This window comes from Agromyces sp. NPDC004153 (assembly GCF_053603635.1).
Genome location: NZ_JBSGFY010000001.1, coordinates 2,895,737 through 2,910,980, shown reverse-complemented (window position 1 = coordinate 2,910,980; position 15,244 = coordinate 2,895,737). Strand labels below are relative to the sequence as shown.

Annotated in this window: 19 protein-coding genes; 14 read left to right on the top strand and 5 right to left on the bottom strand. The window is 72.3% G+C overall.

Going from position 1 to position 15,244, the window contains the following annotated elements; genetic code table 11:
• Positions 1-57 precede the first annotated feature (57 nt).
• The 3 genes from ACWEOH_RS13785 to mscL are packed head-to-tail and all read left to right on the top strand — an operon-like array spanning position 58 to position 1,502.
• On the top strand, positions 58-636 hold the full coding sequence (locus ACWEOH_RS13785) for a 5-formyltetrahydrofolate cyclo-ligase (RefSeq protein WP_148734008.1): 579 nt from the start codon (positions 58-60) through the stop codon (positions 634-636).
• 34 nt (positions 637-670) lie between these two features.
• Positions 671-1,024, top strand: coding sequence for an FmdB family zinc ribbon protein (locus ACWEOH_RS13780; protein ID WP_452031753.1), 354 nt, complete (start codon positions 671-673; stop codon positions 1,022-1,024).
• Between the two features lie 34 nt (positions 1,025-1,058).
• A complete protein-coding gene (gene mscL, locus ACWEOH_RS13775; RefSeq protein ID WP_452031751.1) occupies positions 1,059-1,502 on the top strand; it encodes a large conductance mechanosensitive channel protein MscL in 444 nt (147 codons plus the stop codon).
• A 47-nt stretch (positions 1,503-1,549) separates the two neighbouring features.
• Here the strand turns inward: mscL and ACWEOH_RS13770 are convergent, their stop codons facing one another.
• A complete protein-coding gene (locus ACWEOH_RS13770; RefSeq protein WP_452031749.1) occupies positions 1,550-1,762 on the bottom strand; it encodes a hypothetical protein in 213 nt (70 codons plus the stop codon).
• Positions 1,762-5,520, bottom strand: a complete 3,759-nt coding sequence (locus tag ACWEOH_RS13765) for an AAA family ATPase (protein ID WP_452031748.1) — start codon at positions 5,518-5,520, stop codon at positions 1,762-1,764. The genes ACWEOH_RS13770 and ACWEOH_RS13765 overlap by 1 nt, the downstream gene beginning before the upstream one ends.
• Positions 5,521-5,616: 96 nt before the next feature.
• Between ACWEOH_RS13765 and ACWEOH_RS13760 the strand changes: the two genes are divergently transcribed.
• Genes ACWEOH_RS13760 through ACWEOH_RS13750 form a run of 3 tightly spaced genes read left to right on the top strand, consistent with a single transcriptional unit; the run spans position 5,617 to position 8,003 of the window.
• Positions 5,617-7,335, top strand: a complete 1,719-nt coding sequence (locus ACWEOH_RS13760; protein ID WP_452031746.1) for an FAD-dependent oxidoreductase — start codon at positions 5,617-5,619, stop codon at positions 7,333-7,335.
• 36 nt (positions 7,336-7,371) lie between these two features.
• Positions 7,372-7,689, top strand: coding sequence for a rhodanese-like domain-containing protein (locus ACWEOH_RS13755; RefSeq protein ID WP_352175431.1), 318 nt, complete (start codon positions 7,372-7,374; stop codon positions 7,687-7,689).
• The gene (locus tag ACWEOH_RS13750) at positions 7,686-8,003 is read left to right on the top strand and encodes a metal-sensitive transcriptional regulator (protein WP_352175430.1); all 318 of its coding nucleotides are present in this window, start codon (positions 7,686-7,688) and stop codon (positions 8,001-8,003) included. The genes ACWEOH_RS13755 and ACWEOH_RS13750 overlap by 4 nt, the downstream gene beginning before the upstream one ends.
• A 77-nt stretch (positions 8,004-8,080) precedes the next feature.
• Here the strand turns inward: ACWEOH_RS13750 and ald are convergent, their stop codons facing one another.
• Positions 8,081-9,181 (bottom strand): alanine dehydrogenase, encoded by a 1,101-nt coding sequence (ald, locus tag ACWEOH_RS13745; protein WP_452031743.1) that lies wholly within the window; start codon positions 9,179-9,181, stop codon positions 8,081-8,083.
• Between the two features lie 131 nt (positions 9,182-9,312).
• Here ald and ACWEOH_RS13740 point away from each other — a divergent pair, with 131 nt between their 5' ends.
• The gene (locus ACWEOH_RS13740; protein WP_238476326.1) at positions 9,313-9,816 is read left to right on the top strand and encodes an Lrp/AsnC family transcriptional regulator; all 504 of its coding nucleotides are present in this window, start codon (positions 9,313-9,315) and stop codon (positions 9,814-9,816) included.
• Positions 9,817-9,819: 3 nt separating this feature from the next.
• Here ACWEOH_RS13740 and ACWEOH_RS13735 read toward each other — a convergent pair whose 3' ends face one another.
• Positions 9,820-10,887, bottom strand: coding sequence for an ATP-dependent DNA ligase (locus ACWEOH_RS13735; RefSeq protein ID WP_452031741.1), 1,068 nt, complete (start codon positions 10,885-10,887; stop codon positions 9,820-9,822).
• 184 nt (positions 10,888-11,071) lie between these two features.
• Between ACWEOH_RS13735 and ACWEOH_RS13730 the strand changes: the two genes are divergently transcribed.
• The 4 genes from ACWEOH_RS13730 to ACWEOH_RS13715 all read left to right on the top strand — a co-directional run bounded on the left by ACWEOH_RS13730 (position 11,072) and on the right by ACWEOH_RS13715 (position 12,692).
• Positions 11,072-11,236 (top strand): hypothetical protein, encoded by a 165-nt coding sequence (locus tag ACWEOH_RS13730; RefSeq protein ID WP_452031739.1) that lies wholly within the window; start codon positions 11,072-11,074, stop codon positions 11,234-11,236.
• The gene (locus tag ACWEOH_RS13725; protein ID WP_452031737.1) at positions 11,233-11,505 is read left to right on the top strand and encodes a hypothetical protein; all 273 of its coding nucleotides are present in this window, start codon (positions 11,233-11,235) and stop codon (positions 11,503-11,505) included. The genes ACWEOH_RS13730 and ACWEOH_RS13725 overlap by 4 nt, the downstream gene beginning before the upstream one ends.
• Before the next feature lie 59 nt (positions 11,506-11,564).
• Positions 11,565-12,254 carry a TMEM175 family protein gene (locus ACWEOH_RS13720; RefSeq protein ID WP_452031735.1) on the top strand — a complete coding sequence of 230 codons (690 nt, stop codon included), beginning with the start codon at positions 11,565-11,567 and terminating at the stop codon, positions 12,252-12,254.
• Between the two features lie 120 nt (positions 12,255-12,374).
• Complete coding sequence (locus tag ACWEOH_RS13715; protein WP_452031733.1) at positions 12,375-12,692, top strand: DUF7882 family protein; 318 nt, start codon at positions 12,375-12,377, stop codon at positions 12,690-12,692.
• A 33-nt stretch (positions 12,693-12,725) separates the two neighbouring features.
• Here ACWEOH_RS13715 and ACWEOH_RS13710 read toward each other — a convergent pair whose 3' ends face one another.
• A complete protein-coding gene (locus ACWEOH_RS13710; RefSeq protein WP_452031731.1) occupies positions 12,726-13,070 on the bottom strand; it encodes an ArsR/SmtB family transcription factor in 345 nt (114 codons plus the stop codon).
• A gap of 16 nt (positions 13,071-13,086) precedes the next feature.
• Here ACWEOH_RS13710 and ACWEOH_RS13705 point away from each other — a divergent pair, with 16 nt between their 5' ends.
• The 3 genes from ACWEOH_RS13705 to ACWEOH_RS13695 all read left to right on the top strand — a co-directional run bounded on the left by ACWEOH_RS13705 (position 13,087) and on the right by ACWEOH_RS13695 (position 15,230).
• Positions 13,087-13,563: an SRPBCC domain-containing protein gene (locus ACWEOH_RS13705; RefSeq protein ID WP_452031729.1), complete on the top strand. Its 477-nt coding sequence runs from the start codon at positions 13,087-13,089 to the stop codon at positions 13,561-13,563.
• 288 nt (positions 13,564-13,851) lie between these two features.
• The gene (locus ACWEOH_RS13700) at positions 13,852-14,472 is read left to right on the top strand and encodes a hypothetical protein (RefSeq protein WP_452031728.1); all 621 of its coding nucleotides are present in this window, start codon (positions 13,852-13,854) and stop codon (positions 14,470-14,472) included.
• Entirely contained in the window at positions 14,469-15,230 is a 762-nt protein-coding gene (locus ACWEOH_RS13695) for a PspA/IM30 family protein (RefSeq protein ID WP_452031726.1), read from the top strand. The genes ACWEOH_RS13700 and ACWEOH_RS13695 overlap by 4 nt, the downstream gene beginning before the upstream one ends.
• The last annotated feature ends 14 nt before the right edge of the window (positions 15,231-15,244 follow it).

Here is a 15,244-nt window from a genome sequence, read left to right as displayed (position 1 = left end):
TGTCGCGGCGGCACGCAGGGACGGGGCGCCACGTTGCGCCGCCCTAGGATGTGTGGCATGCCCGAGCATCCGGACGTCCAGAAGCGCGTGCTGCGCGCCGAACTCCGAGAGCGCAGGCAGAACATGCCGGCGCACGAGCGGGAGCTCGCGACCGAGGGGTTCACCGCCCGCCTCGAGGAGCTCGTCGGCACCACCGAGGCCGAGTCGCTGTCGTGCTACCTGTCGATGCCGACCGAGCCGAACACGCGGCCGTTCGTGAACTGGGCCGAGGCCCGCGGCATCCGCGTGCTGTTCCCCGTGACCCGTGAGGACGGCCTGCTGGACTGGACCGTCGGCGAGGACGAGACCGAGTCGATCGGGCTGCACGGCGTGCCGCTGCCCGACGGCGAGCTCCTCGGGCCGATGGCCATCAACGACGTCGACCTCATCCTCGTGCCCGCCGCGGCGGTCGACCGCACGGGCATGCGGCTGGGCTGGGGCCGGGGCTTTTTCGACAAGACCCTCGGATCGATGGAAAAATGTCCTCCGGTGTACGCCGTCGTCTTCGACAGCGAGTTCGTCGACGAGGTGCCGCGAGAGGTGCACGACCAGGCCGTGAACGGGGTCGTGACGCCCACGCGCATCATCGCGTTCTGAGCGGCGCGCCACGATCCGGAAGATTCAGACCCACATGCCCACGTACTCCTACCGCTGCACCGAGTGCGGCAACGCCTTCGACATCCACCAGGCGTTCACCGACGACGCGCTCACCGTCTGCGACGTGTGCGGCGGCCGCCTGCGCAAGCTCTTCAACACCATCGGCGTCACCTTCAACGGCTCGGGCTTCTACCGCACCGACTCGCGCGGCGAGGGCGGAACGGGAGGCTCCGGCGGGTCCGGAGGCTCCGGTGGGTCGGGCGGTTCGGATGCCGCGTCGAGCGGTTCCTCGTCGAGCTCGTCCTCGGGCTCGTCGGGCTCCTCCGCGTCGGGCGGCGGCTCCTCCTCGGGTTCGACCTCGTCGGGATCCTCCGCTAGCGTGGCCTGACGTGCCGTCGGAGACCGAACGTCCAGGAGGGACCGTGCTCAAGGGCTTCAAGGAATTCATCCTTCGCGGGAACGTGATCGAGCTGGCCGTCGCGGTCGTCATCGGCGCCGCGTTCACCGCCGTCGTGAACTCGATCGTGAACAACCTGATCAACCCCTTGATCGGCGTGATCTTCCAGGCCGACAGCCTCGACACGGCCCTGGTCATCGAGATCCCGACGCTGTCGGGCGGCGTCGCCGAGGTGCGCTTCGGCGCGGTGCTCGGCGCGATCATCGCGTTCGTCATCGTGGCGACGGTCGTGTACTTCGTGTTCGTGCTGCCCATGAACACCCTCAAGGACCGGGCCGAGGAGAAGCGCACGTCGGGTTCGCCCGACCCGGCCGAGCCCGAGACCGAGCTCACGCTGCTGTCGGAGATCCGAGACCTGCTCGCCGCCGACCGCGAGCGAGAGCGCGAGGGCGCCGGCCGGCGCGACTAGTCGAACGTCGCTCCCGCATCCACGCGCGGTACGCGCACGGCCGCACCTCACCAGTGCGGCGGGCGCTCCCGTGTGATGCGGTCGTCATCGGGATCGGCCTTGCCGTTGGACTTCCCCTGCGTCGGCCGCTCCTCGCCGTGCTCACCGGTGCCCGGCACCGGCGCCTCGGGCGTCGGATCGGTGCCCGGAGCGGGCGTGAGCCGCGCTCGCCGGGCGCGGCCGCCGGCGCGCTCGACGCGCTGGCGCTCCTCCTCGGCCATCAGCCGGCCGCGGCATCCGCGGATCGCGCCTCGGGCTTGCCGAGCAGCGTGGCGACGCGCGTCGCGACCGCCTCGGGGTTGCCGAACAGCTCGAAGCTGTGCACCCGCAGGTAGTGCCAGCCGAGCCGGCGCAGCACGTCGGGGCGCAGCCGCAGCGACTCGCGCAGGCTGAGCCCCGTGAACGCCTCGTCGGTCTCGACCACGACGGCCTTGCCGGCGTGCGCGGCGGCCAGGGCGAGCCGGCCGCGATGGCCGACGCTGACCCGGATGCCGCGACGCGACAGCCTGCGGGCGAGGTCGCCGAGCATCGACTCGCCGGCGTCCTCGTCGTCGTTCCCGGCGGCGCGCTCCTCGGCCTGGCTCAGGATCTCGGCGAGCGCGAGCACGCCGTGCGACTGCCGCTCCGCGTCGATGTCCTCGGGGCGGAACGCCGAGACGAGGTCCATCGAGCGGCGCGCGCGGGTCATGCCGACCGCGAGCAGCCGGTCGCCGCCGGGCTCGCCGAGCGAACCGAAGTTCGACAGCAGGCGCCCGTGCGGCGTGCGGCCGTAGCCGACCGAGAAGATCACGCGGTCGCGGCTCTGCGCCACGGCCTGCTCGAGCGTCAGCACCGTGAACGGCTCCGCCCGGTCCTTGAGGATGAAGTCCGAGAGGTCGGTGCGCTTCGCGAACGCGGCGAGCACGGCCTGGTGCACGCGTGCCGCGTGCTTCGCGCTCGCGGTGATGACCATGAGCGACTCGCGCGGGCGCTTGACCGCGTGCTCCATGACGAGCTCGACGACCTTCGCGACCTCGGGGTCGATGCTCTCGACCGTGCCGGTCACGGCGTCGGGCAGCCCGTTGCCGCGCACGTAGTGCAGGCCGAGGCTGCCGTGCCCGAGGTAGCTGCCCGCCCACGGGAGCGACTCGATGCGGCCCGCGTAGAAGCGGCGGTTGACGAGCTCGGCGAGGTCCTCGCCGCCGGCGCGGTAGCTGCGCGTGAGCGTGAGGGTCGGCAGCAGTTCGCCGAGCCGCGCCAGCGCCGAGTCGGCGTGCAGCGCGTCGACGCCGTGCTCGGTCGCGCCGCCGTCGCGGTCGCCGTCGTCGAGGCCGGTCTCGAAGAGCGTGGGGGTCTGCGTCACCGGGTCGCCGAACGCGACGACCTGCCGGGCGCGGCGGATGGCGCCGAGGTTCTCGGCGATGGTCGTCGACCCGGCGTCGACGAGCACCACGGTGTCGAACGCGATGTCGTCGTCGATCTCGGGCACCTCGTAGGGCGACGTCAGCCAGACCGGCGCGAGCGTGCGGAACAGGTGCGGCGTCTCGTCGTGCAGCGCGGCGGAGCGCACGCGGTCGCCGCGCAGCATCCGCTTCAGCTGGTGGGCCTCGTCGGGATGGTCGACGAGCGCGACCTTCCAGTTCTCGGCCAGGTGCCACGCGAGCTGCGGGCCTGCAGCTGACGCGTGCGCCTCGTCGACGAGGCGGAAGTCGCCCTCGAGCCGGTCGAGCACGGTCGTGTTCGCGCCGAGCAGCGCCTTGTCGCCCGCGAGCATGAGCTCGAGCACCGACTGCCACCACGCGAGCTCGAGCTCGGCGGCGACGGCCCGCTCGCGCACGTGTCGCTTCGCGAGATCGACGAGCAGCGGGTCGAGGCCGAGGTCGCGCAGCCGCGAGAGCACGGCCGTGCGCTCCTGCAGGTTGGTGAGCACCTCCGACTCGGCGGCGAGTCCGGCGAGGTTCGCCTCGAGCTCCCGCACCGGGCGGGCGGCCAGCTGCCGCGGCGTGCCGACGACGCCGAGCGGGGCGTCGAGTGCGGCGAGGTCGCTCGCGACGGTTCGGTAGGCCACGTGCACGTCGTCGATGCCGACGGGCACTGCGGGGATGGCACCGGCCTCCGAGTACCGCTGCCAGAGCGTGCGCTGCTGCTGGATGCCGCGGAGCGCCCCGTTGAGGTCGCCCACGTGCACCCCGGGGCGCACGTACTCCAGCGCGAGGCGGCGCAGCCGGCGGCGATTCGCGCCCGACATGCCCGGCGAGTCGCGCCGCGCGGACGTCGCCGCGATGAGCTCGCCGAGCGGCCGGTCGAACACCGAGGGCTGGAACCGGTCGAGCGTGTCGCGCACGTCGAGGAGCAGCCGCAGGAACACGCCGAGCTCCGCGACCGATTCGAACGCACGGAGCCGGGTCTGCGCGATGAGCGCGCGGCCGCGCTCGAGGACGCGCGGCAGCTCCGTGGTGCTGAGGCGCTTCGCGAGCTCGTGCGCGTGCGCCGCCTCCTCCGACGAGGTGAACGAGGCGCCGTACCAGGGCGAGTCCCCCGGTCCGTAGCGGAACTCGCCGAGCTCGGCCGCGCGCGCGAGGTCGCGGGCCACCTGCTCGCGGCCCGTGGCGAGCCCGACGAGCGCGGCGTGGTCGAGGCGCGCGGTCGTCGACGGCGGACGGTCGAGCACCGCGAGACGTGCGAGCTCGCCGAGGGCGTCGAGCACCGACACCTTCAGCTCGGGGTCGCGCCGGGTGAGCGCCGAACGGTAGTCGAGCAGCACCTTGCGCAGGCGCACGAGCGCGTCGTCGACGTCGGCGACCCGCGGCCGCTCGACCTTCTCGTTGCGCGAGATGGACTGGATGAGGTCGCGGCGAAGGCTCGCCGTCGTCACCGCCGCGCCGCCGAGGCCGACCTGGCCGAGCCGGTGCACGATGCCGTCGAGGCTCGCGCGCCGCGCGCCCACGACGAGCACCCGCTTGTCCTTCGCGACGAGCGCGCCGATGGCGTTCACGATGGTCTGGGTGCCGCCGGTGCCCGGCAGCGTCTTCACGACGAGCGACGTGCCGGCCTCGATCTCGGCGATGACCTGCTCCTGCTCGGAGTCGGCGTCGAGCAGCAGCGTGTCGGTCGACGGCGGCCGCTCGTCCTGCGGCACGGGCCGCACGCGCTCTCCCTGCTGCGCGATCGCGGCACGCGCCGCCTTGTTGCCCGCGACCGCGTCGATGATCGGGTGGTGGAGCCGCGCGACATCCGCGGCCATGGCCGGCCCGACCTCGGCGAACGACGAGACGACGAGCCGCGGCGCGACGTGGAACCAGGGCAGGTGGGAGGTCAGGCCGCGCAGCCGGTCGATGACGGGCTGCGGCTTGAACACGCCGTTCGTGATGGCGAGCGCCACGAACGCGTCGGCGTCGAGCGTGATGCGGAACTGCTCGCGCAGCTCGCGCGCGAGGGCGGGATTGAGGAAGGGCTGGCCCTTCAGCTTCAGCTCGAAGTCGCGGCCGTAGCGACGGATCGCGAGCGGGCGCAGCAGCACGGGTCCGAGGAACTCCTCGCCGCCGTTGCGCCACGAGGCGAGCCCGATCGCGAGGTGCACCGATTCGATGCCGCGCACCGACCGCAGCTCGATGCCCTTCTGCGTGATCTCGGCGGCCGCGAGCCGCGCATTGCGCAGGGCGAGCTCGTCGCGGATGAGGCTCGACAGCAGCGTCGACTTGCCCGTGATGAACTGCGGCAGGCCGCCCGGATGCGTCGTGGAGAGCTCGATGCGCGTGCGCGGGGTGTCGACGAAGCGCACCAGCGGGGAGCGTCCACCGACCTCGGCGAGCTCGCCGTGCCAGCGTCGCCACGAGGGTTCGGCGACGTTCCCGGCGACGAGCTCGGGGTCGCCGAGGCTCACGCCGTCGGGGCTGGTGATGTCCTGTCGCATGGGTTCCGGAGTCGCTTCGTCGGCTGCGGCATCCGCCTCGGGACCGAGGAAGTCCTCCTCGTCATGGTTCCGATCGAGCCGCCACACACCGACACCATACGTGCGTTCGCGCGGATTCCCGGGAGCATCGCCGGGGTCGCGCTCGTTTTGGATACCCTGGGGGTATCAGGATACCCTCGGGGTATGCACCATCGCTCCACCCCCCACCCCGTCGCCTCCGCACCCGTCACCGTCATCGTGGGCGGGGTCGCCGGCGGCATGTCCGCAGCCACGCGCCTGCGCCGCCTCGACGAGGACCGCGAGATCATCGTGCTCGAGCGGAGCGGCGCGGTGTCATTCGCCAACTGCGGACTCCCCTACCACGTGTCCGGCGTCATCGCCGACCGGTCGTCCCTCGAACTGCAGGACCCCGCGCGCCTCGCCGCCCGATACCGCATCGACGCGCGCGTGCGCAGCGAGGTCGTCGCCATCGATCGCGCGGCGCGACGCGTGACGGTCAGGCCCGCCGACGGGGTGGAGTACGAGCTCGGCTACGACGAGCTGGTGCTCTCGCCGGGCGCCGCCCCGCGCCTCCCCGACCATGTCGCGCCGGATGCCCCGATCCACGCCCTGCGCACGCTCGACGACCTCGACGTCATCATGGCGTCGATCGATCGGATGCGCGCCGGCGCCCGGGCCGTCGTCATCGGCGGCGGGTACATCGGCGTCGAGGTGGCCGACAACCTGCACCGTCGCGGCCTGGCGACGACGATCGTGCAGCGCTCGTCGCGCCTCATCGGCGGGCTCGATCCCGAGATGGCCGCTCCCCTGGCCGACCACGTGCTCGAGCGCGGCGTCGCCCTCCGGTTCGGGAGCGCGGTCACGGCGGTGGAGGCGCATCGCGTGGTGCTCGACGACGGCACCGCTCTGCCCGCCGACCTCGTCATCGCCGCGATGGGCGTGGTGCCCGAGTCGGGACTCGCCCGTGCTGCGGGCCTCGAGATCGGCGCGACCGGCGGCATCGTCGTGGACGCGACGCACCGCACGAGCGATCCCGCGATCTACGGCGTCGGCGACGCGGCCGAGAAGCGCGACCGCGCCGACGGATCCGCGCGGCTCGTGGCGCTCGCGGGCCCGGCGAACCGGCACGGACGCGCGGTCGCCGACGCGATCGCGGGTCGGCCGTCCGTCGCCGCTCCCGCGCTCGGCACCGCCGTCATCGACGTCCTCGGCCTCACCGCCGCGTCGACGGGCTGGTCGGAGGAGGTCGCGCGTGCTCGTGGCGTCGAGGTCCGGGTCATCCACTCGCACCCGCTCTCGCACGCGGGCTACTTCCCCGACGCGCGACCGATGTCGCTGAAGCTCCTGGTCGACGCGCGCACCGACCGCATCCTCGGCGCGCAGGCCGTGGGCACCGAGGGCGTCGCGCGCCGCATCGACGTCATCGCCACCGCGATGGCGGCGGACCTCGCGGCATCCGCGCTCGCCGACCTCGAGCTGGCCTACGCGCCGCAGTACGGATCCGCGAAGGATCCGGTGAACATGCTCGGCTACATCGCCCGCAACCTCGCCGACGGCGAGGACGCGACGATCCAGTGGCACGAGCTCGAGGATGCGCTCGCTGATGGCGCGGTCCTGCTCGACGTGCGCGCAGCAGGGCAGCTCGCCGAGGGCGCGATCCCCGGCGCGACGTGGATCCCCGTCGAGCAGCTGCGCGACCGCGCACACGAGTTCGCCGGACGCCCGATCGTGGTCCACTGCCGCGTCGGCCAGGGCGCGCACACCGGGGCGCGACTGCTCGCGGCCCTCGGCCACGACGTCGTCAACCTCGACGGCGGCTACCTCACCTGGCGCGACGGCATGCGCGCCCGTGCGCACGAGCACGGCACGGATGCCGCGACCGACGACCTGCGCGCCGCCTGACCCGAACCAACCGACCCTGACACCCGGAGGACCGACATGCAGACCATCTCCCCGACCGCGGCGCACGCCCTCGGCGACGCCTGCATCATCGACGTGCGCGAGCCCGACGAGGTCGCCCGCGCACGGGTCGACGGCGCCATGCACATCCCCCTCGGATCGCTCGTCGAGCGCCTCGACGAGGTGCCGCGCGACCGCACCGTCTACCTCATGTGCGCCCTGGGCGGCCGCAGCGCCCAGGCCACGCAGTTCCTCGCCGCGCAGGGCGTCGACGCCGTGAACATCGACGGCGGCATCACGCAGTGGCACCGTGCCGGACTGCCCATCATCACCGGGACGGCGGGAACGCGCGCATGAGCACCGTCGGCACCCAGCAGCAGGACGCCCAGCGACGCATCCTGAACCGCCTGAAGCGCGCCCGCGGCCAGCTCAACGCCGTGATCGACGCCGTCGAGGCGGGCGGCGACTGCCGCACGGTCGTGACCCAGCTCGCCGCGGTCTCGAGTGCGCTCGACCGTGCGGGCTTCGCGGTCATCTCCTCCGCGATGCGCGAGTGCGCGACGGATGCCGCGACCCCCGATCGGACCGGCGGCTCGCGCCGCGCCGATGCCGAGGCATCCGAACCGCTCACCTTCGACGAGCTCGAGAAGCTGTTCCTCTCGCTCTCCTGACACCCGGAGTCACCATGACGACGGCGAAGCGCCGGCCCGAGGATCGGGCCGGCGCTTCGTGATCGTGCTGGTGTGCGTCAGAGCGCAGCGTGCAGCTCCAGGCCGTGCGCCTTCGCGACGCCCTCGTTCGTGAGGCGGCCACGGGTCGCGTTGAGGCCCTTCGCGAGGGCGGCGTCCTCGGCGAGCGCGGCCTGCCAGCCGAGGTCGGCGATGCGCATCGCGTACGGCAGCGTCGCGTTCGTGAGCGCGGGCGTCGAGGTGGCGGGGACCGCGCCGGGCATGTTGGCGACGCAGTAGAAGATGGCGTCGTGCACGCGGTAGGTCGGGTCGGCGTGGGTCGTCGCGTGCGAGCCCTCGAAGCATCCGCCCTGGTCGATGGCGATGTCGACGAGCACGGCGCCCGGCTTCATCTGGGCGACCATGTCGTCGGTCACGACCTTCGGCGCCGCGGCGCCGGGCACCAGCACGGCGCCGACGACGAGGTCGGCGTCCTTCAGCTGGCGCGCGATCTCGTAGGACGACGAGGCGAGCGTCTTGATGCGGTGCTCGTAGCGGGCGTCGAGCTCGCGCAGCTTCGGCAGCGAGATGTCGAACACGGTGACGTCGGCGCCCATGCCCATCGCGGTCGCTGCGGCCTGCTCGCCGGCGACGCCGCCGCCGATGACGACGACCTTCGCGGGCGCGGTGCCGGGCACGCCGGCGAGGAGCACGCCGCGGCCGCCCTTCGACGCGTGCAGCGAGGCGGCGCCGACCTGCGGCGCGAGCCGGCCGGCGACCTCGCTCATCGGGGTGAGGAGCGGCAGCGAGCGGTCGGGCAGCTGCACGGTCTCGTAGGCGATGGCCGTGACGCCCGAGTCGAGGATGGCCCGCGTGAGCGGGAGGTCCGCGGCGAGGTGGAGGTAGGTGAAGAGGGTGAGGTCCTCGCGGAGGAAGCCGTACTCCTGCTCGATCGGCTCCTTCACCTTGAGCACGAGCTCGGCCGACCACGCCTCGGCGGCCGTGCCGACGATCGTCGCACCGGCCTCGCGGTACTCCTCGTCGGTGTACCCGGCGCCGAGCCCGGCACCGGCCTGGATGTCGACGCGGTGGCCGCGCCCGACGAGGGCGTGCACCCCCGCGGGCGTCATCGCGACGCGGAATTCGTTGTTCTTGACCTCTGCGGGCACGCCGACGTGCATGGTGATCTCCGAATGCTGTGGGGTGGGATTGCCTCCATGGTGACGCGTCGTTCGCAAGATGGGAAGCCCCACCGCATTCCGTTCGGTAGAATGCCTCTGATTCATTCAATTGTTCGGAAGGACGCTACGCCGTGACCGATGCACCGCAGATCAGCGCACCGGGTCGTGTCGAGCTCGACGACATCGACCGGCAGATCGTCGCGATCCTGCACGAGAACGCCCGCATCCCCAACGTGGAGCTCGCCCGCGAGGTGGGCGTCTCGCCCTCGACCTGCCTCGCGCGGGTCCGCTCGCTGCGCGAGCGCGGGGTCATCGTGCGCTACACCGCCGAGATCAACCCGGTGGCGCTCGGCTTCACCCTGCAGGCCCTCGTGAGCGTGCGCATCCGGCCGGGCGCCCGCCACCTCATGGAGCAGATCTCCGACGAGCTGCGCCGCGAGCCCGAGGTCGCCCAGCTGTTCTTCCTCGGCGGCACCGAGGACTTCCTCATCCACGTGCGCGTGCGCGACAGCGAGCACGTTCGGCAGTTCGTGCTGAAGAACCTCTCGGCCAACCCGGCCGTCGCGCTCACCGAGACCAACCTCGTCTTCGAGCACCACACCGCCCTGTCCGCGGGCTTGCGTGCGGTGATCTGAGCGTCAGCCCTGCAGCGGCAGGATCTCCGAGAGCTCGAGGTCGTCGGGTGATTCGAGCTGCTCGTAGGTGCAGCTCTCGGGGGTGCGGTCGGTGCGCCAGCGTCGGAACTGCGCCGTGTGACGGAACCGGTCGCCCTCCATCTTCTCGTAGGCGACCTCGACGACGAGCTCGGGCCGCAGGGGCACGAACGAGAGGTTCTTCCCGGCGTTCCATCGGCTGACGGCTCCCGGCATGCGGGTGCCCGCGTGCGCCTCCTGGTCGGCCCACTCGCCCCACGGATGCTGCGACAGGTCGTCGACGAGATAGGGCTCGAGCTCGGCGACCAGCGACTTCCGCTTCGCCATGGGGAACGACGCGGCGACGCCGACGTGGTGGAGCCGCCCGTCGTCGCCGTAGAGGCCGAGCAGCAGCGAGCCGACGATGCCGCCCGTCTTGTGCCAGCGGAACCCGGCGACGACGCAGTCGGCCGTGCGCTCGTGCTTCACCTTGAACATCGTGCGCTTGTCGGGCTGGTAGGTGCCGTCGAGCGGCTTCGCCACGACGCCGTCGAGCCCGGCGCCCTCGAACCGCGTGAACCAGTCGCGCGCCTCGGCGAGGTCGGCGGTGGCCGGCGTGATGAACACCGGGTCGGATGCCGCGGCGAGCGCCTCCTCGAGCCGCGTGCGCCGCTCGACGAAGGGCCGGCCCGCGAGGTCCTCGTCGCCGATCGCGAGCAGGTCGAAGCCCACGAAGGACGCGGGCGTGCGCTCGGCGAGCATCCGCACGCGGCTGTCGGCGGGGTGGATGCGCTGCTGGAGCGCGTCGAAGTCGAGTCGACCGTCGATCGCGAGGATGATCTCGCCGTCGACCACGCACCGGTCGGGCAGGTTCTCGCGCAGCGCCTCGACGAGCTCGGGGAAGTATCGCGTCATCGGGCGCTCGTTGCGGCTGCCGAGCTCGATCTCGTCGCCGTCCTTGAACACGATCGTGCGGAAGCCGTCCCACTTGGGCTCGACGTGCCCGACGTCGGGGATCTCCTTCACGGACTTCGAGAGCATGGGCGCGACGGGCGGCATCACCGGGAGGTCCATCCGTCCATCATGGTGCGGGCGGCGCCGTTCCGCACCCGCAGGACGACCGGGCGGACGCGAGGGGCTCGGGTAGCACCGCCCCCGAACGGGGTCAATCCCCTGCCCACGGCGACCGCCCCCGCCGTACCGTCGGAAGCGGTCGATCCCGAAGGGGGCGGTCGGCCGTGCGAGCGAGGAGTCCACGATGAGCGACCCGAACCCTACCGACCCGAGCGCGGCCGACGAGCTCGACGACGCGGTCGACGCCGCCGAGCGGCACCAGCAGGCAGAGGAGGACGCCGACGCCGCCGAGCACGTCGTCGTGCGCGACCCCGACACCGGCCACGTGTCCGAGGAGCCGGCGCAATGAGCGCCATCGTCGACGAGCCGGCCCACGACGACCGGCCGAAACCCCGGCACGGCCTCCCGCCCATCGGCATCTGGTGGCCGATGCTCGAACGCCCGCTGCAACGCGAGGTGCTCGAGGACCTCCACGCTCCGCTGCGCGTGTACGTCGTGCGCCGCATCTTCGAGCTCTGCGAGCTCGAGGGCGAGCCGCTTCCGCGCGGCGACCTCCGCCTCGGCTCGAACGAGCGGGCCTACATCGCCGGCTGGGTGCACGCCGTCGACTGGAGCTGACGGGCGCGCAACGGCGCGTCGGATGCCCCGCGGCCGCCGCGGCACGGCACACTCCTGTCGTGGGCACGGACGCGGGGGCATCCACCGAGGAGTACGGTCGCGACAGCGTCGAGTTCTCGCGAGCGATCGCGTTCTTCGATGCGGTGTACGCGTTCGCGGTCACCCTGCTCGTGGTGAACGTCGATCCGCCCGAGGCATCCGATTGGACGAGCCTCGAGCAGCTGATGTCGAGCGGGCTCGAGTGGCAGCTGCTCGGCTTCGGGATCAGCTTCGTGGTGATCGCCGTCTTCTGGCGGGTCAACCACCGGCTCGTCGCCGGGTTCCGCGGATTCAGCTCGGCGACGATCGTCGCGAACCTCGTGGCCATCGCGTTCGTCGTGCTCATCCCCTTCACGACCCAGGGCATCGCGGACATCGAGACCTCAAGCGAGCCGCTCGCCATCGCGCTCTACGCCGTGAACATCTCCTGCGCGGTGCTCGCCCAGTCGGTCGTGTTCTACGTGGCCCGCCACGACGGGATGCTCGCGGATCCCCTCCCACGACGCGCCGACCACATCCGGTTCCTCAACACCCTGACCACGCCGGCCGTGTTCCTCCTGTCGATCCCGATCGCATATACGTGGGGTGCGGATGCCGCGCGCTGGAGCTGGGCGACGCTGCTCATCATCGGCCCCGTCGCCGGCCGGCTCTCGGAGCGCGCGGTTGCGAGGATCGCCGCCGAGGCGGCGAACAGCCCGGAACGTTCCTGATCGCGAGGGCCGAAGTCAAGACCCTCCCGCGATTCCGGCGCGACGGAGAGGATGATCCGGCCCGGCTCGCAGCGCACCACCCGCGCCCCACCCCTCGCCGGCGCGCGGAACGGAGTGCCCATGGGCTCGCTGGTGTACGACGACGACCACGCGGCGGAGTTCGACGACCGAACGCTCGCCCACCTGCAGGTCATCATCGTGAACAAGCTCCGGCGCCTCGAGAGCTTCCCGTTCACCTGGCACGACGACCGACGCGCGATGACGGTGTGGATCAGCCCGGCGACGCCGCTCGCGTTCGTCTTCCACGGCAACCGGCGACCGAAGCTCAACCGCGCCTGGCTCGAGGAGCTCGCACTCGTGGCGAACTCGTCGGGCGGGCTCCTCGTCGTGCCCGAGCCCCCGATCCCGCACGCGGTCGAGGCGACGGACCCGGCCTGAGCGCGTCCGCGCCGTACGCGGCCCACCGGCGGCTCAGCCGCGCGGCGCCGACGCCGAGCCCTCGTCGAGCCGGTCGAGCAGCTCGACGGCGGCCCGTGCGTACTCGCTGATCCAGCGATCGTGGATGCGCTTGATGGGCAGCGGCGCGAGCGCGAGGTGGCGCTCCCGGCCCTGGCGACGCCCGACGACGAGCTCGGCGCGCTCGAGGACGCGCAGGTGCTGCAGCACGGTCGTGCGGTCGAGCTCGGGGAACCGTTCGCAGAGCTCGCCGGTCGTGAGGGGCGCGGCCTTGAGCTCGTCGAGGATCCGCCGGCGCGTGTGCGACGCGAGCGCCTTGAACACGAGGTCGTCGGGACCCTTGCCGGCATCGGGTGACATGTTGTAAAAATACAACATGAATGAGCAGCAGCGACTCGACACGCTCGGCTTCACCGTCTCCGGTCGCATCGCCAGGCCCGTCGCCGAGGTCTACGAGGCCGTCGCCGATCCCGAGCAGCTGTCGCGGTACTTCACGACCGGCGGCGCCCGCGGCCGGCTCGAGGCGGGAGCCGACGTCACCTGGGACTTCCACGACTTCCCGGGCGCGTTCCCCGTCACGGTGGTCGAGTCCGACCCGCCACGACGCATCGTCATCGAGTGGGACGGCGAGTCGACGGCCGGCGAGCGGGGCACGACGACGACGACCTTCGAGTTCGAGCCGATCGACGACGGCGCACGCACCCTGGTGACGATCACCGAGGCGGCGTGGCGCGCCACGCCCGACGGCGCGAAGCACGCGTTCGGCAACTGCGAGGGGTGGACCGGCATGCTGGCCGCCATGAAGGCCTGGGTCGAGCACGGCATCAACCTGCGCGACGGCTTCTACGCCTGACGGCGCCTCCACGACGGCGCGCCGCGCCTGACCGGGCGGTGCGCGCCCGACGGATCGCGCGAGCGCGGTCGTACGCCCCTCGCGACACCCGTTCGAGGGCCGGTGGCATGGGAATTCGCTCCGAAGGGTCGCACCCCGGCCGCCTTCGGCGTAGGTTTGCGTTATATCGCGTCATGGCGTCGCGTTATATCGCGTCCATGCTCGCGATCACCCAAACGCAGGTGCTCACGAAGGCGGACCCATGGAGCTGAACACGGTCGCACGGCTCACGGCGACGAGCGGGCGGGGGTGGCCGGCGTGACCGGCCTCGAGTGGGTGCTCGCCGCGCTCGCGATCGTCATCCTGATCGGCGTCCTCTCGTTCGTCGCGATCATCCTCGTCATCCGCGCGGTGTTCCGGCGCATCGCCCGAAACCGGAGGGTCAGCGGGGCCACCCTCAAGACCCGCGCGCAGTTCAGCCGCGGACCGCAGCGCACGATCCTCGCCCTGCGGGTGCGACTGGGCGAGCTCCTCGCCAGCGGGCAGGCGGCGGTCGACCTCGCGGCGCAGGGCGCCGCCCCGCGCGGCGACCTCCCCCGGCTCTTCACGCGCATCAGCCAAGAGGGCATCGCCCTCGACGCGCAGCTGCGGCTGCTCGAGAGCGAGACCGACACGAGGGTGCTCGCCGAGGAGGTGCCGGCCGCACGGCAACGGGTCGACCAGGTCGCCGTGCTCGTGCGCCACCTGCGTGCCGCCGTGGCATCCGGACTCACCGGTCCGAGCGACGACGCCCTGACCACCCTGCGCGCCGACATGGACCGCGAGGTCGCGGCGCTGCACGCCGGGATCGAGGAGCTGCACGCGCTCAACCGGCCCGACCTCCATCGACCCATCGCCTCCACCGCCAGAGAGAAGGAGACCCCATCATGAGCAACACCGCACGGATGCGAACCATCTTCCGAAGCAAGACCTCCAAGGCCATGGACCGGATGGAGGATCCTCGCGAGACCCTCGACGACAACTACGAGCAGCAGGTGAAGCTCCTGCAGCAGGTGCGCCAGGCCGTCGCCGAGGTCGCGACCGCGAAGAAGCGCATCGAGCTGCAGGGGCAGGAGATGGGCGAGCGCTACGCACGCCTCGGCGTCCAGGCGCGCGAGGCCGTCGTCCAGGGGCGCGAGGACCTGGCGCGCGCTGCCCTCGAGCGTCGCTCCCTGCTCGAGGGGCAGGTCGCCAAGCTGCAGGACCAGTACTCGGCGCTGCAGCAGCAGACGGCGCAGCTGCAGGACCGCGAGCGCCGCCTCTCCGAGCAGATCGCCGCCTTCCGCATCGAGAAGGAGACGATCAAGGCGACCTACACCGCGTCCGAGGCGCAGGTGCGGGCGAACGAGGCGGTCGCCGGCCTCGGCGCCAGCATCCACGACGTCGGCACGAGCCTCGACCGAGCGCGCGACCGTGTCGCCCAGATGCAGGCGCGCGCGCAGGCCACCGACGAGCTGCTCGCGAGCGGGGCCCTCAAGGACCTCACGGCAGCGCCCGACGCCGACATCGAGCGACAGCTCTCGGTCATCGCCGCGCAGGCGGAGGTCGAGCGGCAGCTCGAGGCGATGCGCGGCGGCGGGTCCCCCGACGTCACGGGTTCCGAGCGGCGCGGCGGACCCGACGCATGGCTCGGCATCGGCCAGGGCTGAGGCCGCGGCATCCG

What these genes read in the sequence shown, in the direction of transcription:
- ACWEOH_RS13785 (WP_148734008.1), top strand. Translation starts at nt 58, where the DNA reads ATGCCCGAGCATCCGGACGTCCAGAAGCGCGTGCTGCGCGCCGAACTC.
- ACWEOH_RS13780 (WP_452031753.1), top strand. Translation starts at nt 671, where the DNA reads ATGCCCACGTACTCCTACCGCTGCACCGAGTGCGGCAACGCCTTCGAC.
- ACWEOH_RS13770 (WP_452031749.1), bottom strand. Translation starts at nt 1,762, where the DNA reads ATGGCCGAGGAGGAGCGCCAGCGCGTCGAGCGCGCCGGCGGCCGCGCC.
- ACWEOH_RS13760 (WP_452031746.1), top strand. Translation starts at nt 5,617, where the DNA reads ATGCACCATCGCTCCACCCCCCACCCCGTCGCCTCCGCACCCGTCACC.
- ACWEOH_RS13755 (WP_352175431.1), top strand. Translation starts at nt 7,372, where the DNA reads ATGCAGACCATCTCCCCGACCGCGGCGCACGCCCTCGGCGACGCCTGC.
- ACWEOH_RS13750 (WP_352175430.1), top strand. Translation starts at nt 7,686, where the DNA reads ATGAGCACCGTCGGCACCCAGCAGCAGGACGCCCAGCGACGCATCCTG.
- ald (WP_452031743.1), bottom strand. Translation starts at nt 9,181, where the DNA reads ATGCACGTCGGCGTGCCCGCAGAGGTCAAGAACAACGAATTCCGCGTC.
- ACWEOH_RS13735 (WP_452031741.1), bottom strand. Translation starts at nt 10,887, where the DNA reads ATGGACCTCCCGGTGATGCCGCCCGTCGCGCCCATGCTCTCGAAGTCC.
- ACWEOH_RS13730 (WP_452031739.1), top strand. Translation starts at nt 11,072, where the DNA reads ATGAGCGACCCGAACCCTACCGACCCGAGCGCGGCCGACGAGCTCGAC.
- ACWEOH_RS13725 (WP_452031737.1), top strand. Translation starts at nt 11,233, where the DNA reads ATGAGCGCCATCGTCGACGAGCCGGCCCACGACGACCGGCCGAAACCC.
- ACWEOH_RS13715 (WP_452031733.1), top strand. Translation starts at nt 12,375, where the DNA reads ATGGGCTCGCTGGTGTACGACGACGACCACGCGGCGGAGTTCGACGAC.
- ACWEOH_RS13710 (WP_452031731.1), bottom strand. Translation starts at nt 13,070, where the DNA reads ATGTCACCCGATGCCGGCAAGGGTCCCGACGACCTCGTGTTCAAGGCG.
- ACWEOH_RS13705 (WP_452031729.1), top strand. Translation starts at nt 13,087, where the DNA reads ATGAATGAGCAGCAGCGACTCGACACGCTCGGCTTCACCGTCTCCGGT.
- ACWEOH_RS13695 (WP_452031726.1), top strand. Translation starts at nt 14,469, where the DNA reads ATGAGCAACACCGCACGGATGCGAACCATCTTCCGAAGCAAGACCTCC.